The sequence below is a fragment of the Lysinibacillus sp. LK3 genome (assembly GCF_001043675.1).
Classification (GTDB): domain Bacteria; phylum Bacillota; class Bacilli; order Bacillales_A; family Planococcaceae; genus Lysinibacillus; species Lysinibacillus capsici.
Window position 1 is genome coordinate 18,030 of the sequence record NZ_LDUJ01000023.1, and the last position, 26,343, is coordinate 44,372.

32 protein-coding genes and 1 other annotated feature are annotated in these 26,343 nt (G+C 36.3%); of the genes, 10 read left to right on the forward strand and 22 right to left on the reverse strand.

Annotation, left to right across the window (positions count from 1 at the left end):
- Window positions 1-588, reverse strand: coding sequence for an SMI1/KNR4 family protein (locus VK91_RS17075; protein WP_048394514.1), 588 nt, complete (start codon window positions 586-588; stop codon window positions 1-3).
- Between the two features lie 200 nt (window positions 589-788).
- Between VK91_RS17075 and VK91_RS17080 the strand changes: the two genes are divergently transcribed.
- Entirely contained in the window at window positions 789-1,340 is a 552-nt protein-coding gene (locus tag VK91_RS17080) for a GNAT family N-acetyltransferase (RefSeq protein WP_048394516.1), read from the forward strand.
- A 51-nt stretch (window positions 1,341-1,391) separates the two neighbouring features.
- Here VK91_RS17080 and VK91_RS17085 read toward each other — a convergent pair whose 3' ends face one another.
- Window positions 1,392-1,949 (reverse strand): histidine phosphatase family protein, encoded by a 558-nt coding sequence (locus tag VK91_RS17085; protein ID WP_048394517.1) that lies wholly within the window; start codon window positions 1,947-1,949, stop codon window positions 1,392-1,394.
- 799 nt (window positions 1,950-2,748) lie between these two features.
- Here VK91_RS17085 and VK91_RS17090 point away from each other — a divergent pair.
- Window positions 2,749-2,919: an aspartyl-phosphate phosphatase Spo0E family protein gene (locus tag VK91_RS17090; protein ID WP_004230265.1), complete on the forward strand. Its 171-nt coding sequence runs from the start codon at window positions 2,749-2,751 to the stop codon at window positions 2,917-2,919.
- Between the two features lie 172 nt (window positions 2,920-3,091).
- A complete protein-coding gene (locus tag VK91_RS17095) occupies window positions 3,092-3,562 on the forward strand; it encodes a hypothetical protein (RefSeq protein WP_048394519.1) in 471 nt (156 codons plus the stop codon).
- A 124-nt stretch (window positions 3,563-3,686) separates the two neighbouring features.
- Here VK91_RS17095 and thrS read toward each other — a convergent pair whose 3' ends face one another.
- From thrS to VK91_RS17145, 10 genes are all read right to left on the reverse strand, one after another.
- Window positions 3,687-5,603, reverse strand: coding sequence for a threonine--tRNA ligase (thrS, locus tag VK91_RS17100; protein WP_048394520.1), 1,917 nt, complete (start codon window positions 5,601-5,603; stop codon window positions 3,687-3,689).
- A 378-nt stretch (window positions 5,604-5,981) separates the two neighbouring features.
- The gene (locus tag VK91_RS17105; RefSeq protein WP_048394522.1) at window positions 5,982-6,212 is read right to left on the reverse strand and encodes a hypothetical protein; all 231 of its coding nucleotides are present in this window, start codon (window positions 6,210-6,212) and stop codon (window positions 5,982-5,984) included.
- Between the two features lie 14 nt (window positions 6,213-6,226).
- Window positions 6,227-6,583: a hypothetical protein gene (locus VK91_RS17110; protein WP_048394528.1), complete on the reverse strand. Its 357-nt coding sequence runs from the start codon at window positions 6,581-6,583 to the stop codon at window positions 6,227-6,229.
- An 11-nt stretch (window positions 6,584-6,594) separates the two neighbouring features.
- On the reverse strand, window positions 6,595-7,191 hold the full coding sequence (locus VK91_RS17115; protein ID WP_048394530.1) for a hypothetical protein: 597 nt from the start codon (window positions 7,189-7,191) through the stop codon (window positions 6,595-6,597).
- A 121-nt stretch (window positions 7,192-7,312) separates the two neighbouring features.
- Window positions 7,313-7,819: a hypothetical protein gene (locus VK91_RS17120; RefSeq protein WP_048394531.1), complete on the reverse strand. Its 507-nt coding sequence runs from the start codon at window positions 7,817-7,819 to the stop codon at window positions 7,313-7,315.
- A gap of 123 nt (window positions 7,820-7,942) precedes the next feature.
- Window positions 7,943-8,407, reverse strand: a complete 465-nt coding sequence (locus tag VK91_RS17125; RefSeq protein ID WP_048394533.1) for a hypothetical protein — start codon at window positions 8,405-8,407, stop codon at window positions 7,943-7,945.
- A gap of 47 nt (window positions 8,408-8,454) precedes the next feature.
- Window positions 8,455-8,940 carry a GNAT family N-acetyltransferase gene (locus VK91_RS17130; RefSeq protein WP_048394534.1) on the reverse strand — a complete coding sequence of 162 codons (486 nt, stop codon included), beginning with the start codon at window positions 8,938-8,940 and terminating at the stop codon, window positions 8,455-8,457.
- A 15-nt stretch (window positions 8,941-8,955) separates the two neighbouring features.
- The gene (locus VK91_RS17135) at window positions 8,956-9,303 is read right to left on the reverse strand and encodes a DUF3147 family protein (RefSeq protein ID WP_016993931.1); all 348 of its coding nucleotides are present in this window, start codon (window positions 9,301-9,303) and stop codon (window positions 8,956-8,958) included.
- On the reverse strand, window positions 9,303-9,701 hold the full coding sequence (locus tag VK91_RS17140) for a MarR family winged helix-turn-helix transcriptional regulator (RefSeq protein WP_036219134.1): 399 nt from the start codon (window positions 9,699-9,701) through the stop codon (window positions 9,303-9,305). Before VK91_RS17140 ends, VK91_RS17135 begins: the two co-directional genes overlap by 1 nt.
- 116 nt (window positions 9,702-9,817) lie before the next feature.
- A complete protein-coding gene (locus VK91_RS17145; protein ID WP_082148170.1) occupies window positions 9,818-10,240 on the reverse strand; it encodes a hypothetical protein in 423 nt (140 codons plus the stop codon).
- Window positions 10,241-10,427: 187 nt separating this feature from the next.
- On the opposite strand from VK91_RS17145, the gene VK91_RS17150 reads away from it, so the two are divergent.
- Entirely contained in the window at window positions 10,428-10,724 is a 297-nt protein-coding gene (locus VK91_RS17150; protein WP_082148171.1) for a hypothetical protein, read from the forward strand.
- A gap of 14 nt (window positions 10,725-10,738) precedes the next feature.
- Here the strand turns inward: VK91_RS17150 and VK91_RS17155 are convergent, their stop codons facing one another.
- Window positions 10,739-11,722 carry an HD domain-containing protein gene (locus VK91_RS17155; RefSeq protein WP_048394538.1) on the reverse strand — a complete coding sequence of 328 codons (984 nt, stop codon included), beginning with the start codon at window positions 11,720-11,722 and terminating at the stop codon, window positions 10,739-10,741.
- Complete coding sequence (locus tag VK91_RS17160; RefSeq protein ID WP_048394539.1) at window positions 11,712-12,359, reverse strand: class I SAM-dependent methyltransferase; 648 nt, start codon at window positions 12,357-12,359, stop codon at window positions 11,712-11,714. The genes VK91_RS17155 and VK91_RS17160 overlap by 11 nt, the downstream gene beginning before the upstream one ends.
- 1,067 nt (window positions 12,360-13,426) lie before the next feature.
- Here VK91_RS17160 and VK91_RS17170 point away from each other — a divergent pair.
- Window positions 13,427-14,080: a FusB/FusC family EF-G-binding protein gene (locus VK91_RS17170; protein ID WP_048394543.1), complete on the forward strand. Its 654-nt coding sequence runs from the start codon at window positions 13,427-13,429 to the stop codon at window positions 14,078-14,080.
- Window positions 14,081-14,161: 81 nt separating this feature from the next.
- Here the strand turns inward: VK91_RS17170 and VK91_RS17175 are convergent, their stop codons facing one another.
- From VK91_RS17175 to VK91_RS17190, 4 genes are all read right to left on the reverse strand, one after another.
- Window positions 14,162-14,539, reverse strand: a complete 378-nt coding sequence (locus VK91_RS17175; protein WP_048394545.1) for a hypothetical protein — start codon at window positions 14,537-14,539, stop codon at window positions 14,162-14,164.
- A 157-nt stretch (window positions 14,540-14,696) separates the two neighbouring features.
- Window positions 14,697-15,143 carry an HTH domain-containing protein gene (locus tag VK91_RS17180; protein WP_048394546.1) on the reverse strand — a complete coding sequence of 149 codons (447 nt, stop codon included), beginning with the start codon at window positions 15,141-15,143 and terminating at the stop codon, window positions 14,697-14,699.
- Window positions 15,144-15,191: 48 nt separating this feature from the next.
- Window positions 15,192-15,530 carry a hypothetical protein gene (locus VK91_RS17185; RefSeq protein ID WP_231595711.1) on the reverse strand — a complete coding sequence of 113 codons (339 nt, stop codon included), beginning with the start codon at window positions 15,528-15,530 and terminating at the stop codon, window positions 15,192-15,194.
- A 313-nt stretch (window positions 15,531-15,843) separates the two neighbouring features.
- On the reverse strand, window positions 15,844-16,740 hold the full coding sequence (locus VK91_RS17190; RefSeq protein WP_048394548.1) for a TetR/AcrR family transcriptional regulator: 897 nt from the start codon (window positions 16,738-16,740) through the stop codon (window positions 15,844-15,846).
- A 194-nt stretch (window positions 16,741-16,934) separates the two neighbouring features.
- Here VK91_RS17190 and VK91_RS17195 point away from each other — a divergent pair, with 194 nt between their 5' ends.
- On the forward strand, window positions 16,935-17,348 hold the full coding sequence (locus VK91_RS17195) for a gamma-type small acid-soluble spore protein (RefSeq protein WP_066036862.1): 414 nt from the start codon (window positions 16,935-16,937) through the stop codon (window positions 17,346-17,348).
- Window positions 17,349-17,495: 147 nt separating this feature from the next.
- On the opposite strand, the gene VK91_RS17200 is transcribed toward VK91_RS17195, so the two are convergent.
- Entirely contained in the window at window positions 17,496-17,996 is a 501-nt protein-coding gene (locus tag VK91_RS17200) for an Rrf2 family transcriptional regulator (RefSeq protein ID WP_048394550.1), read from the reverse strand.
- 170 nt (window positions 17,997-18,166) lie between these two features.
- Here VK91_RS17200 and VK91_RS17205 point away from each other — a divergent pair, with 170 nt between their 5' ends.
- Window positions 18,167-18,808 carry an FMN-dependent NADH-azoreductase gene (locus VK91_RS17205; RefSeq protein WP_048394551.1) on the forward strand — a complete coding sequence of 214 codons (642 nt, stop codon included), beginning with the start codon at window positions 18,167-18,169 and terminating at the stop codon, window positions 18,806-18,808.
- 14 nt (window positions 18,809-18,822) lie between these two features.
- A complete protein-coding gene (locus VK91_RS17210; RefSeq protein WP_048394554.1) occupies window positions 18,823-19,260 on the forward strand; it encodes a carboxymuconolactone decarboxylase family protein in 438 nt (145 codons plus the stop codon).
- A 633-nt stretch (window positions 19,261-19,893) separates the two neighbouring features.
- Here VK91_RS17210 and VK91_RS17215 read toward each other — a convergent pair.
- Entirely contained in the window at window positions 19,894-20,439 is a 546-nt protein-coding gene (locus VK91_RS17215; RefSeq protein WP_053075730.1) for a hypothetical protein, read from the reverse strand.
- Between the two features lie 302 nt (window positions 20,440-20,741).
- Window positions 20,742-21,089, reverse strand: a complete 348-nt coding sequence (locus tag VK91_RS17220; protein WP_048394556.1) for a hypothetical protein — start codon at window positions 21,087-21,089, stop codon at window positions 20,742-20,744.
- Between the two features lie 452 nt (window positions 21,090-21,541).
- On the opposite strand from VK91_RS17220, the gene VK91_RS17225 reads away from it, so the two are divergent.
- The gene (locus tag VK91_RS17225; RefSeq protein WP_048394557.1) at window positions 21,542-23,044 is read left to right on the forward strand and encodes an SH3 domain-containing protein; all 1,503 of its coding nucleotides are present in this window, start codon (window positions 21,542-21,544) and stop codon (window positions 23,042-23,044) included.
- A gap of 408 nt (window positions 23,045-23,452) precedes the next feature.
- Here VK91_RS17225 and VK91_RS17230 read toward each other — a convergent pair whose 3' ends face one another.
- Window positions 23,453-24,061, reverse strand: coding sequence for a YpjP family protein (locus VK91_RS17230; RefSeq protein WP_036080766.1), 609 nt, complete (start codon window positions 24,059-24,061; stop codon window positions 23,453-23,455).
- A 568-nt stretch (window positions 24,062-24,629) separates the two neighbouring features.
- Window positions 24,630-24,843 (forward strand) — a binding site (T-box leader).
- A 105-nt stretch (window positions 24,844-24,948) separates the two neighbouring features.
- Between VK91_RS17230 and aspS the strand changes: the two genes are divergently transcribed.
- Window positions 24,949-26,241, forward strand: a complete 1,293-nt coding sequence (gene aspS, locus VK91_RS17235; protein WP_048394617.1) for an aspartate--tRNA(Asn) ligase — start codon at window positions 24,949-24,951, stop codon at window positions 26,239-26,241.
- Window positions 26,242-26,343 lie beyond the last annotated feature (102 nt).

Below are 26,343 nucleotides of genomic sequence, written 5' to 3' on the forward strand. Positions count from 1 at the left end.
TCACTCGAATTCCTCCTCGTAAATAGCGGTGAATTCATAGTCTCCCTCTATAAGTTGCTGTAAATAATCCTCAAACGAAGCTGCAATCACCTCAAAGCTATCAGGATCATGGACATAACGAACCACCTGGCCAACTTGTCCCGCTTCATTTGGCGTAAAATCAATATATAGGCTTGATGTGCCCCCATTATTCATACAATCAGCAAAGCAGAGCCGTTCATTTAACGGGACATGCATATTAATCTTTTCATCTACTTCCACATACGCTAAAAATTCCTGATAGCGCTCATAAATTGTTTCACGTTTATCATGATAATCTTTCACGATTTGCTCCACCGATTTTAAATAATACGGATAATCCCCTAAATCAGAGCCTAGGACTAAAACACAGATCGTTTCTTGCCCATGCTGACAATAATATGTACCATTGACATCCTGTAATAGCTCCACCAAAGCTTGTGGGCAGTTCGGAAATACTTCTAACAAGGCCTGAATTTGTGTCTCTGAAGCACCAAAAGCCTGTTGTAATTGTTGCTGCTCTTCTTGTGGTAAGTATTGTAATAAATTCGCAAAATATGTTGTGCGCATCTTAATCCCTCTCTCTCTTTAACTATGACATATTTTAACATAATTTCTTCCATTCTCTTAGTCCCTCATGCTACTATGGAAGTATGCACAAAAAAGGGGTGGGTTTATGAGTGTGAAAGATGCAGTAGACGTGAAAATATTACCAACAATCGTAGGGTTGTAACGCTACTTGCAGCCCTTATATAAGGGAGAATACAATAATGGAACATTATTTAAAAACATTTTTAACAGGTCAATCGATCACTTTACAACAAATGACTACTGCTGACCTAGAGGCTTTTATAGCAATCGAAAGCGAAATCACCTCTTTGCTACTTGCTAATGATGAGATTCCCTTTCCACAAACTGTAGAGGATCACACCGCTTTCTTTAACAGTATCAGCGGAAAGAAGGAGGAATACTTTTTCGGTATCTATGAAAAAGCGTCACAACAGTTAATAGGCTCCTGTGGCGTTTATGCAGTGAATTGGCAAAATAGCACTTGCTCAGTGGGCATTTCAATTGGGAAAGAGTGGCACGGCAAGGGCTATGGCACGGATGCAATGAAAACGCTTATTGATTTTATCTTCCAATATATAGCTGTTCAGAAAATCAAGCTTCAGGTTTTTAGCTTTAACCCAGCAGCTATTCGCTCCTATGAAAAATGTGGCTTCACAAAAGAAGGCATTTTACGCCAAGAAATTTTCCGCTTCGGTACATTCCATGACGTAGTTTTATTTGGCCTCTTACGCTCCGATTGGGAGAGGAATTAATAGAATAGCACAAGAGAGATACTATGATTGCTGTAGTATCTCTTTTTTTGTTCAGTCCTCTTGCCACACGCGTGTTACTTCCTGTAAGGATAGACCTTGAAAGGCTAATCGATAGATATCTGGCATACTTAACGTTTGCCAAAATGCATAATCGTACTGGGCATCAAAATATTGCATCATCAATGCCATGATATTGCCATGTGTACCGATAACGACAGACTCCTGTGGATGCGTGAGAAGGATGTTTCGCAAACTTGGAATAGCGCGAGCCATTGCCTGTTGATTGGACTCCCCACCTGCCCATGCAAAGCTTGGCTCCTGCCACACCCGTTGAACTGCTGCATGAAAATCCTCCAGCTTCCCAGTAGCAAGTTGTCTTTCTTTTAAAGCATCTATCGTTTGGATGGGTAAATGACGCGCCTGTGCAATCCCCTCCACTGTTTGAATGGCTCTACGATAAGGACTAGCATAAACTGCGTCGATTCGATGATGCTTCAAAAGATTTGTGACACACTCTGCATCCCTTTGTCCCTGAGCAGATAGTGGACGATGATATTCATCCTCTGAATAATGAGCATGTGCGTGTCTAACAAAATAAATTTCAGTCATCTGTTTCTCCTCTTTGATCTTTAGCTAAATGAACCTTCCAAATTGCAGGGCATATGTTTTGATATAGCGCTGACTCCCAACGGAAATTTTCAGTTGAACGACCTGTAAATCAGGGGTGCTCGATTCATTAATCACTATTCGATCAAAAAATCTATAATGAAATACGTAAGTGAATTCGCTCAAACAATTCTTTTGTGAGGAATGCATCATGGCTTGTAAAGGACGAATTTCACCTGCGTTTAAGAAAGCTTGAAAGGCCTCTCTTTATTCCAACAATCAATCCGCTTCATCACCTCTTCTCTCACCCATTATTCCATTAATTTCAAAAATTCTCAACATTTCACCATAGACAATGAAATGTCCCCATTTCTAAACAACAAAAAAGGGAATTTGCTAAAATGTGACAAGATATGAATTCCATGCTTAATTATCGGAAAATTCAATCTCTAATCACAACTTTTTTCTTAGTATAAAAGACTTAAGACTTCTCTATTTTCCCCTTAATATTTTCTAAAACAAAGAACGTGAATAACCCTATCCAGCACATGAATAGGGTTTTAAGTCATGTATTAAATTATATAAAAAGGGAAATTCACAGTATTATTTATCTATAATACATAAAAATTTTCAATCGAGCTAAATAGGATGAAGTACCTTATCTATGACTAAATTACGAATTTAAGAAACGATACACAATGTGACATTTTTTTTAATATAAGTGATATACAATGAAAAAGTTGAATCGAGGTCATAAAAATTTATTTCAAGAATATGGATAAAAAATTAGGAGGAAAATATCTTGGTTAACTTATTACTTAAACAATTCTTGAAGGCGGAAATTGAGATCAAACGAAGAATTATGTATAAAAAAGCAAAGGATCTTGGTTTCACCCACCCTATTGTAGTAGATTACAGTCAAGAATTGGATGTCTTACTTAATAGATATTTAAAACAAGCACAAGCTTCCTAATCATAACGAGGCATATAATAGAAGAAAGTATAGATATGATAAAGCCAGGCCATGTTTTATTGGCTGGTTTTATCGGGGATGATACATGCATTCACCTAGCCATTTCTCAGAATGTATAGAGAATGAAAAAGTAGGCGATGTTTTTGATAAGAAAACATTTGGAGGTTGAATGATGCACGTATTCATCTTAACTTTTATGGTTGTTTCCAAAATATTATTGCCACCTCAACATTCAGTAGACCATACATCACCCACACTTTGCACACCAACTGAAATAAATACACTATATCAATACCCAAACAACCAATTTCAATCGTTTCGTGATGAGGACACATTTTATCAGCAGCTTAATCGTGCGATTTATGAGGAATATACCAATGCTTCATTGAATATTCGTCAAAAGATGGCTTTTAAAGATGTAGCAAATGCGACAAAACGTTTTTATTTACAAACAGATGGTAAACAGGAAACAATAGACCTCTCTCAACATACTTTTATTCATCCCAATCGACAAGTTTATTTTTTAGCATCCTTTCAGCACAATACCGATGAATCCTATCGCAAATTTCTTGTCATCGACGCTGAAACACAAGAAGTAATACTGGGACATTCGCTTTTTCAAGAAAGTTCCAAGCACCTTTAATTCATTGTATGCACACCATGTAGATTCTAGTAGTCATTTCAAAAAAATAGAAGTAAAAATTTCTTAACAATTAAAAAGCTTGCGATGAATGACAAACATTCATCGCAAGCTTTCTTTACTTGAATTAAGCTAAACTTTTTTGTTGAATGGCTGCTGTGACTTCTTCTATTAATTGCTGTAGTGACTTATCAGGGGAATTTTGCTGACCATGTCTGCGAACAGCTACAGTTCGGTTGGCAACCTCACGATCACCGATAACCACAATATATGGTATTTTTTGCAATTGGGCTTCTCGTATCTTTTTGCCGAGCTTTTCTTGACGGTCATCTAATTGCACACGGATTTCTGCCTGTTGTAAAGCTTCAACAACTTTCTTGGCATAGCCTTGATGTGCCTCTGCTACCCCAATCACTTGGACTTGCTGTGGTGCCAGCCAAGTTGGAAATGCTCCGCCAAAATGCTCGATTAAAATACCTAAGAAGCGATCAATTGAGCCAAACACTGCACGATGGATGACAACAGGTCTCACCCTTTCATTGTGCTCATTAATATACGTTAAATCAAATTTCTCTGGTAGCTGGAAATCAAGTTGAACCGTTGCACATTGATGACTGCGCTGAATCGCATCTTTAATATGGATGTCAATTTTCGGTCCATAGAAAGCCCCGTCCCCTGCATTAATTGTATAGGCAATACCTAAATTGTTTAGGACATTTTCAAGTGCTGCTTCTGCTTGATCCCACAGTGCCAAATCACCCATATAATCATCTGGTCGTGTCGATAATTCAATCGTATACGCAAATCCAAAGACGCTGTACACTTCATCTATAATCTTTAAGGCCAGTGCAATTTCATCCTCAATTTGCTGTGGTGTTGCAAAAATATGGGCATCATCCTGACAAAAAGTTCGTACACGTAACAGACCATTCAAGGCGCCACTAAATTCATGTCGGTGCACTTGCCCAAATTCTGCCATACGTATAGGTAAATCCCGATAGGAATGTAAGGCATTTTTGAAAATCAGCATATGCCCAGGACAGTTCATCGGCTTTAAGGCAAAGCTTTGGTCATCCACCTGTGTGAAATACATATTGTCCTTATAATGATCCCAGTGACCTGACTGCTCCCATAAGCGTTGGTTCATCATCAGCGGTGTTCGTACTTCCCTATAGTCATATTTTGCTTGTAAATGTCGCAAATACGATTCCAGTTCATTGCGTAAAATTTGACCATTGGCTAAATAGAAGGGCATGCCAGGTGCTTCCTCTGAAAACATAAATAACGATAGCTCTTTACCTAGCTTGCGATGATTTCGCTTTTCTGCTTCCTCCAAGAAGATAAAATGATCGCGCAGTTCCTCTTTTGTAGCAAAGGCAACGCCATAAATACGCTGAAGCATTTGATTCTTGCTATCGCCTCGCCAGTAAGCGCCTGACACATGCATTAATTTAAAATGCTGTAATTTGCCTGTAGACGGGACATGTGGCCCACGACATAAATCATAAAAATCTCCCTGCTCATAAATCGTAACTAGCTCATCTGCAGGAATTGCCTCCAACAGCTCTAGCTTTAACGCATCATGGGCGAATAATTGCTTTGCTTCTTCACGTGAAACCTCGCGTCTATGAATCGGGATATTTTCCTGTACAATTTGTTTCATTTTCTTTTCAATTTGCTGTAAATCACTCGGTGTCAGTGTATCAGCAATATCTATATCATAATAAAAGCCATTTTCAATGACTGGTCCTACTCCAAATTGTGCATGTGGATAAAGTCGTTTAATTGCCTGAGCTAATAAATGGGCCGTAGAATGGCGAATGACCTCGATCCCTTCCTTTGAGCTTGCATCGTACAATGTAATTTGTGCATCTTCCATAATCGGGCGCGTCAAATCAATGATGGTTCCGTTAACACTCCCTGCGACTGCCTTTTTACGAAGCTCTGGACGAATCGCTTGTGCAATATCGGTTAGTGTCACACCTTTAGTAAATGCTTGTTGTTGACCATCTGGAAATTGAATGTGAATACGTTGATTTGACATGTTTCTCTACTCCTTTTAGTAATAAAATCAATTACACCTTGGCATAATTGTGTAGATAAAAAAAACACATATCCGCCCCTAAGAAGGGACGAGTATGTGTTGATTACCCGTGGTTCCACCCAAATTCCCACTAGTTTATAAGCTAGTGGCTCATTGATTTTGCTGTAACGCCGCAAAAAACGGTGCAAGTTTCCAAGCACGGCTCCAAGGTAGTAAGATGGGAGTACGACATTAGGAAGCTTGCAGCCAAGGCCCCCCTCTCTATAAATGGTTAATCGCATCTCTTGTCCTTATCATTGCCCATTTCATTTTGTATGAAATTGTTAATTACTATAACGAATAGTGAATTCTTTGTCAAACACTAAAAAAGAAAAAAATTTAGCGACGGACTTGCAATGGGCGTTCTGGACGTTGAACACAATAGTGACAATGCGGGTCATCACATGCCTCCTCTTGCCACTCATTACACATCGCACAAAAATAACTATCAAACGTGTCATCATAGATGATGGAATTTTGACAACTCGGGCATTGTTGATTTTTTTGAATCGTACCGATGATTTCTAGCCCATCAATAATCACTATATCTTCGCGCTGTTCAATTCGCATTTTATTATTATCTCCTAATGATTTTTCACTTCTAAGGTCTCATCTTCAGATTGCCATTCTACATGGATCATTGGCTTTGTTTCTCGTTTAAAGATTTTCTCACTTTCTTTTTTTGTGAAGGAATAATAGCCATCTTTATTTAACTGAACATCACTTAAATTTTGGGATTCTTTTGTCCCCTCAATTGTAATTTCTAAAGGCCCCAAATCATCATCATCTCCCAGATAAAATAAGCGTAAGCCCACCTCACCATTACTATGATAGATGGCTTTCCAATGCTCACTTTTGGCGATATAATGTATCTCCTGCTTGGGACTTTGACAAGCTGTCAATAGGATGATGAGGGTAAGTGGAAACATCCATTTTTTCATTAAATATCCCCCTAACCTTGTATGGTGATAGCCCACCCTGTCGGCTTTTCTTCAAAGGCATCCTCGTATTCTGTAAAAACAAAATGAAGTCCCCTTAAATCATCTGGCAAGGGTGGTGTCACCACATACGTACTGCTTTCATGTCCATTTGAGCCACCTGTACCTTTACTTCGGCATTCATAGGACGCATCAATGTATAGACCAAAATGTTTTCGTTCTAATTTTTGCTGAATCGTTAGCTGAGGTTCTTGCTGCTCATCCCAATCGATTAATAATTGCACCACACTTGCATTGTCATATTGACGAACATAAGAAACCGTATACAAACGCTCTCCCTTTGCTACCGTTTTCAATACAGGGATATAGTGACGGAAGCCTGAAGGTTCTACCTTTGAAGTATAGTATTTTTCTGATTTAATCAATTGGAAGAACAATGCTAAAAAAGTATCATCGAAACCATATTGCTGTGCCCATTTCGAAATGGTATCATCCGAAGGCAAGCCTGGAGTAAGAGCAGCTTGCTCTTTTCGTTGCTGCAAAAGTGCACATATTTGCTCATCTATTGTGACAAGCCTTGAATCATTGTATTTGCTATGTTGTTCGGACATCTATATCCTCCTTCCTCCTGCAAGTCCTTCTTCTTTCTATACGTTATTTTCCGCAATTGGTTCCATAAACAGCCTATTTTTACTTGTAAATACCAAAAAAGCTATCCAATACATTGGATAGCTAGTTCGCTAGCATATCATTGGGCCAGCTAGTCGAGTCTGATAATTGATATGTAACCATATTGGCTGTCACAGCGAGAATAACACCCGCTCGGGACATATGAGAGGTATTTGGCTTTTCCAATACAAGGACCACGTAGCCCTCTCCACGTCCTTGCTCATCAAGCGCATTCGTCGCATTGATTTCAAAGGTGGAATACGTTTGCTCATTCGTTGCATACAGAAGTCGTTCTTCATCATACACGCCATGTTCTTTTAAATTATAGCTGACAGGCATCCACCCTTCAGACCATTCAATACTGCCTATCATTTCTCGTTTTCTTCTGGCAAGACGTCCAATGGAATACCTAAAATATATCTTCATAATCGCTTGATTGTCTTCATTTTTTCCTTCACAAGTGGCTGTCACTTCAAGCATAATATCATTTTTAAAAAGCTTTTTCATAAACACTAATGCCACAGTGATAACACAGATAAATAGTACTATACCCAAGATGATAAATGCCATTAGGTCCCTCCTAGTATCACAATTGCTGTTAATACAATATTACCATGTTCTAGGAGAGATAGGAGCTTTTCACCAAACAATCTTAGAAATTGACACAGGCATAAAGGATAAGACAAAAAGTGATTATTTGTTGGCTTGAAGCTCAACTGTAAGCGTAAAAGGTATTTTTAAGTATTCATAGTGTATCGTTACTTTCTGGTTGTTAGATGCTAGAACTTGTACTGCATAATGCTGTGGCTGCTCGCCAATAGCTTGTTGATTTATGTATCTTTGAGGTACGATCGTTCGCTGTGCTAATTTATGAAAAGATAGTTGATCATTTCCCTCTAGCTTTGTTTCCGCCTCAAAAGGTTCTGACTTACTTATTATAAGCTTCGCGTTATCAGGACGCTGATCATTCACCAGTATTTGCTTTAGCTTAATTTCACGCAGCCCTGTATTTTCAAGTGCGATGATTTTGATTGCTTCATTGCCTTGTTTGCTGCTATAGCTTTGAATAACAAGTGGTGGATTGCTCTTGAGATAAATCATAAAGATTGCCCCGACCACTAGCACACTCAGTACTAAAATAAATAGTATTTTTTTCATACTTTCCCTCTCTTTCCTCCCAACTAGTATAACAAAAACAACCTGACTTATTGACAGTCAAGTTGTTTTTGTAAACGTATTTCATCTCGTATTGGAATACCATCATTACCAATGAGTGGGATAGAAGGCTTATAGGCTCTTGCTTTTTCCACTGCATTACGCAGTATTTCTATTAAACAATAGCCTCGTTTTTGATAGAATTTCAATGCATGCAAATTATCGTTTGTTGTAATAAGTGATATGCTTGTACAGCCCTGCTCCATTGCTGCTTGTTCTACTGCTTTCACAAGAGCAGAACCAATACCTTTCCCCTCAACCGTACTATCTAACGAAATGATTTCACAGTCCTCTTCCCGCATGATATAGGTGATTAAACCGATCATCATTTGTTGCTCATTCATAAAAGCAAAGCCCGCTAATTCACTACAATCATAAATGCCACTGGAAATGACCATCTCTGTCGTACCCCAATGTTCCTGAAAAAATTCGCTTACAGTTTGTTTTGGTAGTTGATGTATGGCAATAATCGTCATTTTATAAACTCCTTCTTAAATGGAAATATGAAAAACCCCTGCAATCGCTTTTTGTATGCCTAAAAATACAGCCCAGGATAGCACACCAAGTCCAATAGCTAGTACAATATGTACAGAGGATTTCATCGCCATGTAAATCACAAATAGCATGCACATCGTTGCGGGCAAGCCAACGATAACGCCTACCGTAAAGCGTTGAATATGCTCACTCGACTCACTTTGCACTGTCAGCCAAATAATGCTTAAAATACTCACCAAGGGCAACGCAGCAATAATGCCTCCATAGGTAGGGAACCGTCGTGCAACCTCCGTCACAACGCCAATGATGGCTGCTGAACTCAAAATTTTAAAAAATGTATACATTATTTTGCCACCTCACTTAGACGTCGAAACGCCTGTAGAATGGCTTGCTGTTCCTGCTCAGTTAGCTGATTAAGTGCATGCTGTAGCTTATCATCATCTAGCTCCGAGTTTTTCTTCAACACTTGTAGCCCTTCTGCTGTCAAATGTAGCATGACCTTACGCTGGTCGTCACTTGCACGCTCCTTCATCACCCAGCCATGACGCTCTAGCTTTTTCACATGCTCTGATGCCGTATTAGGAGAAATATTTAGTAACCCTGCTATATCACGCACCGTCACTTCCTCTTCCTTTTGTATCATTTGCAAAATACGCACACTCTGATGGGAAATAACATCTTCATGGGTTGTATGTAGATGATAGAATATCGTTGTAAAATAATCATTTATATCTTTAATCATTGTAATAACTCCTTTAATATATCGTTCAAAACGATTATATCGTATACAACGATATATTAAAAGCGACCTCGTTAAAGTTTTTATTTTCAGATATTTTTCTTCAGTAAGCTTAGCATCTAATAGCCATCTGAGGGTAAACCTGCATAAGGCTTATACCATTTTGGATAAATTAGCGGGACTGCTGTTGCAAGAAATTGAAAAGTATTCAAATAAAAAAGAGCAGCAAAATAACGGGCTAGATAGCTGGCAAAAAGTAATACTGCTAAAGTCATGATAGGACCACCCGCTATAAATCCTAGCGACTGCTTGCGCGTTAAGCTACTCCCTTGTTGTGGGGTACAGAAGCCAAACAATCCCCATCGAATATGGAAATGTATACGACCTATACGCAAGTTTTCAGGAAGATGTTTTGCACCTAAATAAACATGGACTCGTTCCTTTGAACATACTATAACACCCAATGTATGCCCAATTTCATGCAGCAGCGTAGAGATTGGTATGCCTACTACATATAAAAGCATAAAGGATAGAATGGACATTACTACTCACCCCCTCTCAAAAATTCTATCTATTTTTCATAAACATCTATCTTTCTGCGCTTCTTGCTAAATAGTATCAATGGGTACTTGTGAACACTTACGTTCTACAGTATTATTACTCTATTCTGAATTTAATTGAGGGCATCCCATGTTATACTTTCTCTATTTTTTAGTAGGTGGCACAATCATGGTGCTCGCGCTACTACTTAGCCAATCTAAGTATTTATTTTTATCAGGTATTATTACGGCCTTACCGATATTGACGCTCATTAATATGGGCATGCAAATGAAAAATATGAAAGAAGATACCTTTCATGCTGTTCTTCAAAACACAGTATTTGGAGCGGTTGGCATGCTGTTATTTACCGTGCTCGCGTTCCTCCTAACAAGCTGGTTTAAACCAGGCATTTCCGTTATGAGTGCGCTCGCTGTCTATGCCGTATTTATGCTTTCTGGCAAATATATTTTATCCATGTTTGCCTAAAGAAAGGAGCTGTCCTATGACAGCTCCTCATTGATTATTTTCACATAAACTCCCTGCTCAAACCTTTCCAAAGCAGAGACATTCATTGCTTTGACATAGTTAGATACCTCGCTCGCCTTCCATAGTCGCTGTTGATGATAGATAGCTGGATCGATGAGTCGCACTTTATTGCGAAAATGAATGTCATGATTCTCTTGTTCTTCTCTTACCTCTACATTTTCATGTAATTGTTGTAAAAGAGCTTGAACGTCTCGATCATGTGAAGCCTTCATCTGCTGCAATACCTCATGATCGGTCTTTAGGAAATCTTCAAGCGTTAGAATTTGTTTTGCTAGCGACAGTTTTAATACATTCGCTAACGAACTTGTCGCATAGATATTTAAAGGGTGCAAGAAAAAATCTAACACTTCCTGATAATAAATTTTTACAAACCATTCTGCACGCTCAATCGTTTTAACACACAATTTCCCCTGAAAAACGAATAAGTCCTGTAAAAATTTTTGGATATCTTCAAGGGCTAAATTTCCATAAAAATACATATCTCTTAATGTATAATCTATACGATCCGCACACAATGCTGGAGCAGGTTGTTCAAGTAACGACCATCTGGATGTATCTAGTATGTTCTCTACCTCGTAGCCATATTTTTCAAGAATCGCAGGTATTGAAGACTGTTTGATAACATCCATGAATATCGCTTCATGGTAATCTTCCGCCTCATTTTCAAGGACCACATCCACCACATGGGAAAAAGAGGTATGGGACACATCATGTAATAAGCCTGCCACCTGCTCCTGCAATGAACCGCCAAGCTGTCTAATAAGCAGCATGACACCTACAGAATGCTCAAATCTTGAAATAGTCCACTTGCTATTTACTAGAAAGCCTGCCCCAGCCTGATGAATTTCCTTTAAGCGTTGAACTGGCTTACTTACAATCAATTCCTCTAACAAACCATCTATCTCGAACTCCCCATATAAGGGGTCACTAATCAGCATTTATATTCTTCCGACTAATCACAAAGACTCCACCACAATGCGATAGTGGGTAAAATGTTAACTCACAAATTTCCTGTAAGGCAACCTTTAGCTCCTCATGGACAAAGTAAAATTCATCCTCGTCCCAGTATCCCTTGCTATCTTGACGACATTGCTCCAGCTGCTCTCTTGTCTGGAAAGCTACATCGCCAATTAAAATTTTCCCTGTTGGTGATAGGTGCTGTAATAATTGTGTGATATACAAAGACTTTTGCTCATCTTTAAAATGATGGAGCGCATACGTACTAATAATCGCATCATAGGGCTGCTGTAATAGCTCCTGTGGCAAGCCATTCATTAAATCCCACTCCATTAAGTGAGCCTCTGGCATTTTTTCCTTGGCAATGGCAATCATGTTCGCAGAAAAATCAAAGCCATAAATCGAATGCCCCTGTTCATAAAGCTTCGCCGTTAATATCCCTGTTCCAAAGCCAATATCTAAAACTGTGGAAGCCGGAACAGCCATCACTTCATTGAAAATTTTATTTAAAATCGCTTTATAGCCTGCAAATGGGTATTGATACTTTTCCTCACTGTGTTGTACCGTTTGGTCGTATCCATCGGCCCATAAATCAAAACCTTCTTTATTTAATAGCATAGTGCCTCCTACAATGTATAAATTCTCCAAGCATTCATTAATTTACGTTCAGTCATCTGTTTCATCATAAATCCCCCTTCATTAACCAATTCAGTCCATTATACCAATTTATTACCTTTCCAACAATTCAGAAAATAAACAGTGCTTTATCAATTTTCAAATTTTCATAAGCTGTTATAATATCATTATGTATAAAAATTACAATAAACATTCTGGATAATATTTTATTATAAATTACCAAAATATTACCACATTCAACTTTTTACGATATTATAATACTGGGTAGTTAAAATATAAAAGGAGATGACTTAATGCAAGGTACAAACAAAAAGGCATTGTTATGGATTAGCATTATAATGAGCTTAATGTCCATTTTCTTTGCATCTTTTGGTTCTAACAAATTTGGAGCCCCATTCCCCTTTATAAGTTACATCGGTGAGAATGAGTTATCATCCGCAATTGCTCTATTTACTAAAAATGGCATTACTCAAATTAACTTTAATATACTTTATTTCTTTATAAATGTTACACTAATTTACTTTATTCTTTTTTATGGTAGAAATATAATTAGTTCATTAAAATTAATTAAACAATCCTAATTCTTATACATCAAGATTACAAAAATTAGCCTATCAAAAGAAAAATAAATTGTGTCCTACATATAATGAAGATGGAAATGTTGATTATAGACAAACAATTTCGTCTAATAAATTTGCATGAACCTTTGCATCTTATCCCATTGTAAAGGGAGTAATTTCAAAACAATTCAAGAGCAATTAGGGCAATCACATGTTACTATATCTATAGACACTTATAATTTTTAACAAATTAATGTAAATTGGTCGCCTGTTTAATTCAACCTATTATAAAACCTCATGTAAAACCCATATAAATCAACGTTTTCTTTAAAGGAGGGATCTAAATGATCGCATTCACTTGTAATGCATGCTCTAGAACGACTTCTTTAGGTCAAAGAGGTCAAGATTAAGTTATAAACTAACAGAAATTGAATGATCTCTTTAGGCCAAAAAGTAATCAAATAGCCTAATAAACAGGAGAGATTTCAAATGGAACAACAAACAATTCAGCCGTTTTTAACGGTTGCCAACTATCATTTACTAGAACAGCAATTAAATAAAATTTTACATGCACTGACAACAACAAAGGATAAAAACGTTATCCTAGCAGTACGTGGCCTTGTTGATACGGAGGTAACGACAAAATTAGCATTATCAGCAGCAGAAACAATGCTGATTGACCAGCTTTTTGCTGTCACAGATCGTGCACAAGGTGATGCATTTTTAGAGCAATTAAAACCATATGTCATCCCGTTCAAGCCGGTGACCGCTAGTACGCTTAAAGCCTTATTTAAAAAAGAAAAGAAGCTCAAGCTACCAAATCTAGAAGCACTCGATTTTCAGCAAATTTGTTATCTTGCTTGGGATGATGCTGGCACACATCGAAAGTATGTTGTCCTTGAGCAAAATGGGCAGCTAAAAGGGATCAAAGGGATATTTGCCAATAACACGGTTCGCGGCATTTGCGCTATCTGTAATCGCCATTCAGATGTAGGCTTATTTACTACGTCCATTAAAGGACAGGTGGTTGGCACGTTTACCAACCACAGTAATTACATTTGTGCAGATAGTCAAACATGCAATGAACATGTTACGGATATGAACAGAACACTGGAGTTTTTCGAGCGTATTACACAAAAATAAATGAACGAAGGCAGAAATGTTGTGCAAACAACATTTCTGCCTTTTAACTTTAAAAGATTAACTTTTCGGGTTTAGAAAAAGTTATCGGTTGGGATTACGATCAATAAATTCCTCTATTTCATCGGCTAATCCGTACACAAGATGGAAATAGTGTTTCTCCGACATGACACCCTTTTTTCGCCATTTTTGCATTTCTTCATAATGAAATTGATAAAAATAGCCTTCTACATCTCTTCTAGCAATTCCTTTTTTCTCCGCCATCTCTGCAATCGAAAGACCTTTCCTCCACTCTTGGTCGTATTCCTGCACGGTCATGCCCAAAAATTTACTTATAGCTTCATAATCATATTTCACATGGTACACAAGAATACCTTCCTTATTTTCTTCTGCATATACGGTTGAAGAAAATGAGAAAACTACGATAAATAAAAGCACATACACTTTATTGGCACTTTTCATTTTGGAACCCCCATACTTTTTGAGGTTAATGTGTGTGGTTCTCATCATTACTATGTATGAAGGAAATCGTGGAAGTGATGAAGAATGTCAGCGAAGAAGAGAAGATTTTTTATTCATCCTTCGTGAATGATTTAGTCCAAAATACCATGGCTTGTCATTAGTCATGTAATACAAAATGAAGCATGATACTATTCACGCAAATTTTCAATTCTACGTTCTTATCGATCGATATCTCTTGTCTAAAATCGATTAAGTCCTTTTCCTCGACATGAATCATTTTCGCGACACTAGCCGTTGAAAACATGTAATCCTTAATGAGGTCATTCAAAAGCAATGCGGCTCTTTCCCTTGCATCAAAGCCTTCAAAGCCAACACATAACATAACTATTTTTCGTTCAATCTTATCTAGCTGCTCCGTCGTGATGCTGCCCTTGTTATTCAATAAACTATCCAGCTCATTCATTGGTAAATCAAATATTTTCGCAAGTTGCTGATGATTGAAACTGAATTTTTCAGCCACTTCTTGAATTTGCTGTCTCAGGTAATCGAATCGGGAAATATCCGTGACAAAAGATACTTCTGCCCTATCCTTCCATTCTTTCACAGTAGTAACCCTCTTTTCATTCTTTTTTATGTATCAAATGAAACTATATTAAAAATGAGGACGCCAAAAAAGTGGCAGTATTAATAAAAAAACGGAAATCGTAATAAAAATGGTAGTGGTTGTAGGGGATAATTTTTGGCGATATGGACCATTATAAAATCCCGAAAACTGCAGTTTATTACGATAGAGGACAAACAATAAACTATATATGGCGATTCCCCCCAGCCACCCAGCGTATGAACCATCAACATTTATTCCAAAAGAGGTATAAATAAGCCTAGCGCCTCCCCACATCACGCATCCAATAATGGAAAAAAGGATAATAATTCTTATTAATTCTAAAAATATTTTAAATGTAATCATCCATAGTTCTCTTATTTCCTTCACCACCTCTCCACCTCCACAATCTGTAAAATTATTACAACACTTCCTGAATTAGTAATTCACTTAAACCGAGAATGTATTGTCGTCTATGGTGAGCTTACTTGTTGTGTCTTAATACGGTTTCAACATGAATTGGGTAGGAATTATAGAACAAAGTATAATTGGTGGGAAATGTATACTTTTATTATTTCCGCTTTATATTCACTGACAAAAGAGTGAAAAAACTTAATGCCCTCACTAGTATTAATAGCCAGCGAATACAAAAGAAAAAACCAACTTTATGCTAAAAAGCTGGTCTAGTTATTCAATCATTCATTTATGACTTGCTGTTTTTCATCTTCATAAAGAGCCAGAAAAGGTTGGCTATTTCTTCAGCTTCATATTTATAAATCGTTTCAGCGAAAGAAGCACGAAATGGCTGTAGCATGATCTCTAAAACACTCATGCGGGGTGTTTCTCTCTTCATTTCATCCAAAAGTAAGCTAGAGAGTTCGAGTGATTTTTGTGGAAGTTCGATTGTCGAGATTTTTTTACAAAATTTCTCTAATTTCTCTTGTATTTCTTTACTAGTAATGGACTTATAGGCTAGATCCTTTTCTAATAAAAACATTTCCTGTGGCTCTAATAGAATTTCTCCACTCTTAATCATTTCTGGCAGAAAACTTTCTACATATTTCAATGACCGAGTAACCACTTTTTTTAGATCTATCGTCATATTAGTAGCCAAATTCCAATAAAAAGATAAATATTGGAAGGTGCCAAAAAAGACGACCGCACACTCATAATAATAGTGCTTTCCTTCTTCTCCATAAATATCATAGAATCTGTTTTTTAACCAGGTGATTTCATGAAAGCGATGTTCCGCAAGAATTTCTTGCAGCTCTTCATCATGCAAAAAGGAGATTTCTCGAAATAAAGGCATTAAATTATATTTTTCTTTAATTTTTAATGTGGCGATTAATTGTTCAATTAAAACGTCTACATCATCTTTTTTCTTACCAACTAAAATTTCCTCTTTTAAAACATTTCGCTCTTGACGATTTTGCTCTAATACGGCTTTCAGGCATTCGTTTTTAGATGAAAAATAATTATAAAATGTACCTTTCGAAATATTTGCCTTATCTAAAATATCCTGAACCGATGTATGCTGATACCCTTTTTCAGTAAATAATTGTAATGTTGATTCGATAACGATTTGTTTACGATCTTTCATACATTTCTCCAATCTCTAAACACAATAACGAACTAACTACAATTATACTAGGAAAACTAGATTTCTTAAACTATGCAAATTTGATACTAGAGTTCCTCACTCTGTAGTGCCAGTCCAAATCGGTTAGGTTTTTCTAAAATGTATGGATAGTAAAAAACCTTCTGCACACACTACTTTTCAGGAGGTGATATTTAATGGCGAATAATAACAACAACCAAAATTTCAACTCAAAAATTCCTAATGCAGCTCCAAACGCAATGAATTCAATGAATGTTGAATTCGGGAACGAGACTGATGTTAATCAAATCAGACAACAAATTCAACAAGCTGAAGCTAAAAAGCAACAGGCTTCTGGTTCTATGAACGCAATGAAGTCAACGAACGTTGAATTTGGGAATGAAACTGATGTTAACCAAATCAGACAACAAATTCAACAAGCTGAAGCTAAAAAGCAACAGGCTTCTGGTTCTATGAATGCAATGAAGTCAACAAACGTTGAATTTGGGAATGAAACTGATGTTAACCAAATCAGACAACAAATTCAACAAGCTGAAGCAAACAAAAAATTTGCTTCTGGTAAATTTGCTAACGAAAATAATTCAAAATAGCTTTCATTCAACATCCGCAGCCGGCATCCTTGCCGGTTTTTTGTTTTTCACCATTTTGGTTAATTCCTTCAGGATAAAATTCCCGCTTTAGATTTTCATTCAGGTAAACCGAATTTACATACATCCAAAATGATTCGATTCAAGTTATCAATTTGTTTTTTTAAAAAATTTTTTTGCTTCTTCTATTTGCTCCTTTGGTAGAGTCCGCAGTAATTCTTCTTCTAACCACGCTATCGTTTTGCTTCTTAAATAATTTCGCATGTGTTCTTCCGCTTCCAGCATGACACTATTGATCGTACAGTTCGATTGACTTGAACAAGACTCACACTTTGGTTTTTTATTTTGATAAGCAAAATTCGCTTTAATATTCTTACACTGAAATATCGGATCTTCACCTTCAACAGCTCGCACAACATCCCAAAATGTAATATCTTCAGGTTTTCTATTGAGTCGATAACCCCCTTTTACACCAGATACCGAGCTAACAATGCCTTCCTTGGACAATTTCCCTAAAACTTTTGAAAGATAGGTCTCCGATAATCCTTGAAATTCTGATAAATCCTTTATTCCTATACTTTCATTTTTTGGTACATCAATTAAATAAACAAGACTGTGTAGGGCATATTCAACCATCACACTATATTTCATTATTCCACCCTCTTAAAACATTTTGCTTACCATGATAGTAACACATTTTAGCTATACATAAATGAATCAGTTTGACAAACGAAAATGAAAAGTGTATATTGTAGACAAAGTTAATCAACGATTAAATTAATCGACGATTAGTAACAACTTTATTTAACTGGAGGATTTTTATGCGTAAACTACTTGTGATAAATGCACACCCTGAAGTGGAGTCAAAGACATCTTTGAGCCTTCAAGTATTAGATCATTTTCTAGGGACATACAAAGAAAATAAACAGGATGATGAAGTAATTGAGCAAATTAATCTATATGAAGACGTTGTTCCGATGATAGATAAAATTGTTTTAAGTGGCTGGGAACATTCACGAAATGGAGATCCTTTAACACACGAAGAAAATGAAGTTTTGGAACGCATGAATGAAATTTTAGTTCAATTTAAAAGTGCCAATAAATATCTAATTGTAATGCCTTTGCATAATTTTAATATTCCTTCAAAGCTAAAGGATTATATGGATAACATTCTAATTGCGCGAGAAACATTCAAATATACGGAAAATGGTTCTGTGGGCTTATTAAATGATGGAAGGAGCATGATCCTCATTCAGGCAAGTGGTTCAATTTATACAAATGGCGATTGGTATACCGAAGTGGAGTATTCTTACAAATACCTTAAATCAATGTTTGCCTTTCTTGGAATAGAAGATGTTAATATTCTTCGTGTCCAAGGAACAGCCTTATTGAATACAGAAGATGTCTTGCAAAATGCACTTTATCAAGCGGATCAATTATCCGTTGAATTAGCTAATAAATAATGGAGGGATTCACAATGACACAACGTATGAATTATTATGAAATTGCACCAGATGCTATGAAGATAATGATGGAAATGGAAAAATACACGAAGACAAGTGGTATTGATAGAAAACTACGTGAACTCATTAAAATTAGAGCTTCTCAAATTAATGGCTGTGCCTATTGCATCAACATGCACACTGCTGATGCGAAGAAAATGGGAGAGACTGAACAGCGCTTATACTGCATTAGCGCTTGGAGAGAATGTACTTTTTATTCAGATGCTGAAAAAGTAGCATTAGAATTAACGGAACATATTACGCATATTCCAGAAAAACGCGTTCCTGATGAATTATATGAGCGTGTTCGCAAGCATTTTGATGAAAAGGCTTATGTCGATTTGGTTATCTTGATTAATCAAATTAACAGTTGGAATCGAATTTCTATTGCTATGGGCAATGTTGCGGAATAATAAATGGCTGCCTTAACAGGTAGCTATTTTTCTTATAGTAGTTTGATATCAATTTGAGTCGTACTTTCATTTGGCAGTCCCCCCCTATCTCCCTTTAACAAAATGTTCAAATGTTTGTTTAGGAAATAAAAAAATTTCCCGGGTAAGCGCAAGAAAAGACAAATTCAATCCCACATTCCTCCATCAAGCGACTGATTTCTTCATTTTCCTTGCCTTTTGAAATACTGGCAGAAGGCAGGGGCTATAATTATTTCCTCTTAAATGTCTTCTATGACCATGCAATCTTAGAAAATTATTAGAGTATATACTTTCACTTACCTCTCTCAGTATTGTGTTTTCGCACAAAAAAACACTCGTCATGTAAACGAGTGTTTCGTAATTAGTATGACAACCAATTAAGTGCTGTGTAGATTTTTAAGGCTTTTTAAATTCTTGCAAGTTTATTAAGATTGGGGTTAAATATTGAGTGGTCTTTCACTTGTTTCCAACATACACGTACAGTGAACATGTTTATTTTGTAATGGAAATTTGATTAGCGTATTTCGTATACTTTTGATAAAACTTAATAATATCAATTTACACAGTTTATTAACGTAATTCACTATATCGCATAGTTCATTGTATTTGTTTAACCTATGCAACTTTTGTTACTACCAATGCAGCATTATCATAAGTTATGAGTCCCGTTGAACTTACTATGGCAACTCGTATAACATCACCCTGGTTTAACGCTAATTGGTCTGTTCTTGATACTAAATCTACTTCAATATTAGCAGCAGTTACAAAGGTTTGATATTCAATCTGTTTTGTTGCAAGAGGAGTCCCATTTATAGTGAGGCGAAAAATAATATTATTCGATATTCCTCCTGAACTTGCTCTTAGTTCAATTGTAAACGTAACAGTATATACCCCTTGACTATTAACAGTAATAGAATCATCAATTGTACTTGGTGTTGTTCCACTGGAAGGTCCGACTGTGTCGAAATTAACATTTGGATTAATAGTAGGATTTCCTCCAGCTACGTTATATATTGAACCATAAGCTGGGATAAATTGTACTGGTTCTTCTTGAGTTGGCACATTGGGACAACTAGAAACCCTAAACTTGGAGAAACTTTTACAGTCTTCACACCCCTCGCAATCATTGCAAAGCTTATTGAATCCATGATTATTAGACAAATGTATCCTCCCTTCTATTATTTCGATTAGAATATTTTATGTTTTTTAGGTCATATTCGTTTGTACATAAGAGAGGAGTTTGCCCATGATATTTTTCCTTTTAATAAATACTAAGTCCATCCCAGTCATTTAACTATTTCATCAATCAGCATATTTCGCTTAACCAATACCCTTTGTACTGAAACTCAGACAAAAATGGTTTGAGTTTTTTTGTGTATGTGAATCCTTTAATTTATCAAAATATTATAGGTGTGTAACTTTTTCTCCAAAAATGAGCATCAAATGGCATAAGCTAGATACTATTATTTTATGTCAACAATTATTCTCGCTACTCTATATTCACCTTCTATCTCTATCGCCATATTGCTATCAATATCATTCGTAATTTCCACAGCCCTTATTTTATATATATTCGTTCCGGTATTCAGCCTGTAACCCTCTTCGTGCTTTGTAGGTAAATCTGTTGTTTGTTCTTTTATTTCTCCGACTTTTTCTTCTATTTTATCATTTGGGATCGGTTCATTAGTAACAATATAATTATGACCATTCCAATTAAATACAGGGAAAGAAATATTGTCTTGATTTCGTTCATTGCACCCAGTTAACAGAAGGAAAGTAACTAAAAATAACAAAATGGATCTTTTTATCATATTTGTTCCTCCACCAAAGAAGATGAGGGTATTAACCAAATCTTCTTTTGCATCTTTTTATTTTTTAGTATTCATATAATATTTTTTCATAAGTTCTATCAGCCTATGGATAGTTTTTATAAGTTGTTGAAAAAATTTTCCAGCAACGTTGTATTTTACTTCTTTATAATTTGTCACCATATACACGACTCCACCTACTATAATCTGCATGAATATAAAAACCCGTAGAAGCAGATTCGGCTGACTTACTGATACATATACTCCAAATGACAGATTTTGTTACACTAACACCCCTTTCCCCGAATCATATGTTAGGGCTATCATTTATCACTCTCCCCTGTTAAATGAAAGAAACATTGAATATTACCCCTATCCCAAATATTGGGTTTATGATAACATATATCTGAATCTTTTAACTTTGGAAAATATGAAAGGAAGTGTAATAACCAGATATGAAAAAGATATTGAAACCATTGATTAGTGGTATTGTCATTGGTGCCCTCTCTCTAACTATAAATATAGATAAAAATGTATTAGCTAATGATATTGCAAATACATGTAAGTATGATTCGGCATCGAAGGTCAACCCTGATTATTCCACAATGAACTGTTTGTTAACCGAAACAGCACTGAGTTATAATGTTCCTCCTGAAATTGTGAAGGCAATAGCGGAAGGTGAAAGTGGAAATTGGCGTCATTTCGATATGAATGGTAAAGCGATTGTGACAGCTGATAATGGAATTGGCATTATGCAAATTACAAATCAAGCTGACTACAATCAAGATAGACTAAAAAGCGATATTGTCTATAATATTCGAGCTGGTGTGGAGACTCTAGATGATATGTTTAAGCGGAAGGATTTGCCTAGCATCAACAGTGGGGAAAGAGATATATTGGAACATTGGTACTTCGCTATCATGGCTTATAACGGTACTAAGCCGGTAAATAGTCCATTTGTCCAAGCAACTGGGGAAAGAAATGCAAATGCCTATCAAGAAAAAATTCTCCAAATTATTGAGAGATTAGAATTAATAGACTTAACAGAGCTGCCTTTTACACGCGAACATTTTCAATATGACTCTAACAGCAGGGAAAATATTAAATTTTCAGCGATGAACTATGATTTTGATTTACCTTTAACAAAATCAAAGTACTTTTTTAAAGCAAATCAAAAAGTTAGTGCAACAACTAATGTAACAGTTAGGACAAGACCTACTACGGATAGTCCTTCTATGGGTACTTTACGTACAGGCGAAATTGTTACCATTACGGGTCCTTTTGAATATGAAGCCGTATCAACGAAGAAAAACCATTTTGTTTGGTATCCTGTGAAAAGAAATGACGGGACAGAGGGGTATGTAGCATCAAGTTATTTAAACTACTCAGCATCAACACCTACAACTCCTACAACTCCAGTAGGTAGTATAGATGTATCAAAGTTCGCTGATTACAAGGCAGACCAGTACTGGGCAGAGGATTTTCAATGGGCAGTAAACAAAGGACTTATCAGCGGTTATCCAAACGTATACAACCCTGCAACAAAGAAATACGAAAACTTACTGAAACCAAACACGAATTTAACAGAAAATCAGATGTTATCTGTACTTTTCCGTTACTTTAAGTCTGATGAATTAGCTTCAACAAAACCTAGTTCTTCATGGAGTGCAGATGTAAACTATCAACTAGCAAGTAAGTACGCTCTACCAACGCTAGGTGGTATATCAGCGTCTAAACAGGTATATGCAGTCAAAGACATCACACGTGGTAATTTTGCTCGTATCCTAGCATCTATGCATTATGGAAAAACAGTATCTCAGAAAGAGGCCATCCAGTTTCTACGTGACTTCGATTTAACAACTACTAAAACGGATGCAGAGTTTAAACCAAATGATTCTCTAACAAGAGCGCACGCTGTGGCATTCTTCCACCGTTATGAGCAAATATTCAATAAATAAATTGCTATCTATAAGTGAAAAGGTGACTTTAAAAGTCACCTTTCTTTTATATGGTTCTCTAAATGGTGCTATAAAGCCCTATGTGGAGTTACGGGAGAGGCTGTGAAAGCATAACAAAGGGACTTGCATATCGGGTAATCAATCATAAACACAAGTCCTGTTCAAATTGAAGGAAAGCACCTTCAATCGAAAGTGCTCAATGTAGCTATTGATATCAGCTATCGCTACAATTCAATTGATAAATCTAAGAAAATCAAAAAATGAAAAATTTGGGGTACTTTTTAGGATACATGCTTTCCCCTACCTCCCCCACTCTGAAAAATTAAAAGTTATAACTCAATGACATTTTACAAACGCTGAGATATTCACAAAAAAACACTCGTCATGTAAACGAGTGTTTCGTACTTATTATGACAACCACTTAGGTGGTGTGTTTTTTTCCCAATAGATATCGCCAAGGTTGTTGTGTGCCATGAAGTTGTCCTCGACACTGTGGTAATGGAAGTTGTAGTAGTAGCCTTCCTGCGGTCTTTTTTCTGTGCGCACATGGAAACGAATTAAATCTGTGCCTGTTTCATTGTTGATGACATTGAAAATTTTCTCACCGTAATTACCACTTGGCCTTTCAGAGATGGTTAAAGATGCAGCAGTTTGATCATCAAGATTAGCCACTGTCATTGCAATGGCTTCCTCCATTTTAGGGAAGATGATGCTGTCGAATTCATTGCTAATTTTTGGACCAATTTTTGTGCCAAATTTTATGTACGATTGTTCTCTAGCTGCATCCACCAGTAAGGCATTATAATCAATCGCTTCCTCTTGTATCTGTAGCTGCTCGTCACTGCTGTCATCATGCTCAGCAGCTAAAGCAGTGCTTGTCCCTGATGAAGGGCCGATGGATGCACGGTTCGAAGGATTTTGATCAAATGCTTCCCAAATCTCATGTGTAGGCGTTATTAAACCAAATGTTAAAAACGCAACCATGATGACTATACTTTTCTTAACCCACGTTTTCATTTATTGTCACCTACTCTTTATGTACAAATTGGTAATTCTCCTATTATTATATACGTTCTCGCCATTAAAAGGTTTCATATTTCTATAATTCATTGTACAATATTTATGAATAATGTGTCGTTTTTTTAAAGGAGGTACAAAGCATGAGCATCGCAATGGGTATTGGTCTTTTATTAATGTTAGGTTACTTATCATCTTTATGTTTCACGGACTAATTTTTATATTTTGTAATATGTACCCTACAAAGCCCTAAAAGCCTGTTATATGCAGTCTTTTGGGGTTTTTCATTTTTCCTTTACATTGCATAGTAACGCAAAATAATGCACACAGTTGGGGCTCATTATGGGACTATCTCGGGGCTTGTTGGGGCTAATATTGTAAGCAAAATTTCAAATTTAGTAATCGAATTTTGTATAATGTCCATCTTTAGACCTCTTTCGAGAAGCTGGAATACGTTTACTAAAAAAAATTCTATTGCCAAAATCTTTTAAATATAAAAACTAGTAGTAAAATTTAACAATTTTATTGAAAATGAAAAAAAGTAAGGGTATAATGACTTTTAATTATTAAAAAAACGAAGAACAGACAAAGTATGTCATTCCCTTTAACGAAAGAGAGCAATCGGTAGCTGAAAAGATTGTGTTAAATAATGATTGAAAGACACCTGTGAGTGTTATCCTGAAAAAAGTAAGGATAGACGGTTTGCAACCGTTAAAAAGCTTTGAGTTGGCTGTGAATGCAGCAATTAGGGTGGTACCGCGAGATAGGCTCTCGTCCCTGACAAATTGTCAGGGGCGGGAGCTTTTTATATTTAAAGGAGGTGAGTGTCCGTGGATGATGACGATGATGATAAAAGAAAAAAGTTAAAAAATTTAGGAGGAAAAATCATGCATACAAATCTAAAACGTACACTTACCAAAGAGTGTATTAATAAAGTGGGAGAAATGGTAAAAGTCCAAGGTTGGGTAAAAAAAATAAGACATCTTGGAAATATCAGTTTTATAGTACTAAGAGAGCGAACTGGTGAACTGCAATGTGTTTTAGAAGGAAAACTTGCTGGCGTCATTATAGAAACAGAAAGTGTTATAGAAGTTATCGGAAAAATCGTTCCAACAAATAACACAGTACTTGGCGTTGAACTGCTAATAAAATCAGTGAAAGTGATAAACAAAAATGATTTACTACCTTTTGAGGTAAATAAAAAAGAAGTAAACACAGGACTTGAGAACCTTTTAAATCATCGAGTATTATCACTCCGTCATGAAAAAATCGCTTCAATTTTTAAAATAAAAGCAACTCTTGAAGAGGCATTTCGTGAATATCTAACAAATAAGGATTTTATCAGAATTTTTACACCAAAAATTGTTTCTCAAGGTGCGGAGGGCGGCGCCAATGTTTTTAATTTAAATTATTTTGGGAAAGACGCATTCCTTGCACAATCTCCTCAATTTTATAAACAAATGATGGTGGCTTCAGGTCTTGAGTATGTATTTGAAATTGGACCAGTTTTCCGTGCAGAAGAGCACAACTCATCAAGACATTTAAATGAATATATCTCTCTGGATCTTGAAATGGCTTTTATTGAAGAGTATGAGGAATTAATGGAGCTAGAAACTCAAATTATAAAATATATGTTTGAGAAAGTAAAAGAAAAAAATGAAAACGAGTTAAAGCTTTTGAATATTGAGATTCCAACTATTACTGATATTCCAAAACTAAAATTACATGAAGCAAGAGAAATTTTAAAGAATCGTTTTAAAAAAGAAATGCCAGATGGTGACCTAAATACCGAAGGAGAAAAACTGATTGCAAAATATATAAAAGATACGACGGGGAGTGAGTTTGTCTTTATTACAGAGTACCCGAAAGAAAATAGACCCATGTATACAATGCCTGCGGAAAACGGATTAACCAAGTCATTTGACCTCTTATTTAAAGGTCTAGAAATCACATCTGGAGGCCAACGAATTCATGAATATGAAATGCTTGTAGCATCATTCAGAGAAAAAGGACTTAACGAGGAAAACTTCCAAAATTATTTAAACACATTTAAATATGGTGTTCCACCGCATGGAGGTTTTGCTATTGGACTAGAACGTTTAACAGCCAAACTCCTTGGATTAACAAACGTTCGGGAGGCAAGTGCTTTTCCACGAGACATCAATCGATTAACACCTTGAGTAGTCTATTAAGCTTTATTGTTGGATCTTAATTCAGCCCACTTCAAATAGTGGGCTTTTTTGTTTTTATAATGAATACTACTATCCTGCCTCGTTGGTTTA

Coding starts and splice junctions, on each gene's coding strand:
- VK91_RS17130 (WP_048394534.1), bottom strand. CDS start 8,940: ATGACGATTATTGCCATACATCAACTACCAAAACAAACTGTAAGCGAA.
- VK91_RS17195 (WP_066036862.1), top strand. CDS start 16,935: ATGGCGAATAATAACAACAACCAAAATTTCAACTCAAAAATTCCTAAT.
- VK91_RS17110 (WP_048394528.1), bottom strand. CDS start 6,583: ATGAAAAAATGGATGTTTCCACTTACCCTCATCATCCTATTGACAGCT.
- VK91_RS17145 (WP_082148170.1), bottom strand. CDS start 10,240: ATGTCCATTCTATCCTTTATGCTTTTATATGTAGTAGGCATACCAATC.
- VK91_RS17125 (WP_048394533.1), bottom strand. CDS start 8,407: ATGAAAAAAATACTATTTATTTTAGTACTGAGTGTGCTAGTGGTCGGG.
- VK91_RS17085 (WP_048394517.1), bottom strand. CDS start 1,949: ATGACTGAAATTTATTTTGTTAGACACGCACATGCTCATTATTCAGAG.
- VK91_RS17120 (WP_048394531.1), bottom strand. CDS start 7,819: ATGGCATTTATCATCTTGGGTATAGTACTATTTATCTGTGTTATCACT.
- VK91_RS17200 (WP_048394550.1), bottom strand. CDS start 17,996: ATGAAATATAGTGTGATGGTTGAATATGCCCTACACAGTCTTGTTTAT.
- VK91_RS17095 (WP_048394519.1), top strand. CDS start 3,092: ATGCACGTATTCATCTTAACTTTTATGGTTGTTTCCAAAATATTATTG.
- VK91_RS17205 (WP_048394551.1), top strand. CDS start 18,167: ATGCGTAAACTACTTGTGATAAATGCACACCCTGAAGTGGAGTCAAAG.
- VK91_RS17150 (WP_082148171.1), top strand. CDS start 10,428: ATGGTGCTCGCGCTACTACTTAGCCAATCTAAGTATTTATTTTTATCA.
- VK91_RS17140 (WP_036219134.1), bottom strand. CDS start 9,701: ATGATTAAAGATATAAATGATTATTTTACAACGATATTCTATCATCTA.
- VK91_RS17190 (WP_048394548.1), bottom strand. CDS start 16,740: ATGAAAGATCGTAAACAAATCGTTATCGAATCAACATTACAATTATTT.
- aspS (WP_048394617.1), top strand. CDS start 24,949: ATGCATACAAATCTAAAACGTACACTTACCAAAGAGTGTATTAATAAA.
- thrS (WP_048394520.1), bottom strand. CDS start 5,603: ATGTCAAATCAACGTATTCACATTCAATTTCCAGATGGTCAACAACAA.
- VK91_RS17225 (WP_048394557.1), top strand. CDS start 21,542: ATGAAAAAGATATTGAAACCATTGATTAGTGGTATTGTCATTGGTGCC.
- VK91_RS17080 (WP_048394516.1), top strand. CDS start 789: ATGGAACATTATTTAAAAACATTTTTAACAGGTCAATCGATCACTTTA.
- VK91_RS17075 (WP_048394514.1), bottom strand. CDS start 588: ATGCGCACAACATATTTTGCGAATTTATTACAATACTTACCACAAGAA.
- VK91_RS17105 (WP_048394522.1), bottom strand. CDS start 6,212: ATGCGAATTGAACAGCGCGAAGATATAGTGATTATTGATGGGCTAGAA.
- VK91_RS17170 (WP_048394543.1), top strand. CDS start 13,427: ATGGAACAACAAACAATTCAGCCGTTTTTAACGGTTGCCAACTATCAT.
- VK91_RS17210 (WP_048394554.1), top strand. CDS start 18,823: ATGACACAACGTATGAATTATTATGAAATTGCACCAGATGCTATGAAG.
- VK91_RS17230 (WP_036080766.1), bottom strand. CDS start 24,061: ATGAAAACGTGGGTTAAGAAAAGTATAGTCATCATGGTTGCGTTTTTA.
- VK91_RS17175 (WP_048394545.1), bottom strand. CDS start 14,539: ATGAAAAGTGCCAATAAAGTGTATGTGCTTTTATTTATCGTAGTTTTC.
- VK91_RS17115 (WP_048394530.1), bottom strand. CDS start 7,191: ATGTCCGAACAACATAGCAAATACAATGATTCAAGGCTTGTCACAATA.
- VK91_RS17135 (WP_016993931.1), bottom strand. CDS start 9,303: ATGTATACATTTTTTAAAATTTTGAGTTCAGCAGCCATCATTGGCGTT.
- VK91_RS17160 (WP_048394539.1), bottom strand. CDS start 12,359: ATGCTATTAAATAAAGAAGGTTTTGATTTATGGGCCGATGGATACGAC.
- VK91_RS17155 (WP_048394538.1), bottom strand. CDS start 11,722: ATGCTGATTAGTGACCCCTTATATGGGGAGTTCGAGATAGATGGTTTG.
- VK91_RS17220 (WP_048394556.1), bottom strand. CDS start 21,089: ATGATAAAAAGATCCATTTTGTTATTTTTAGTTACTTTCCTTCTGTTA.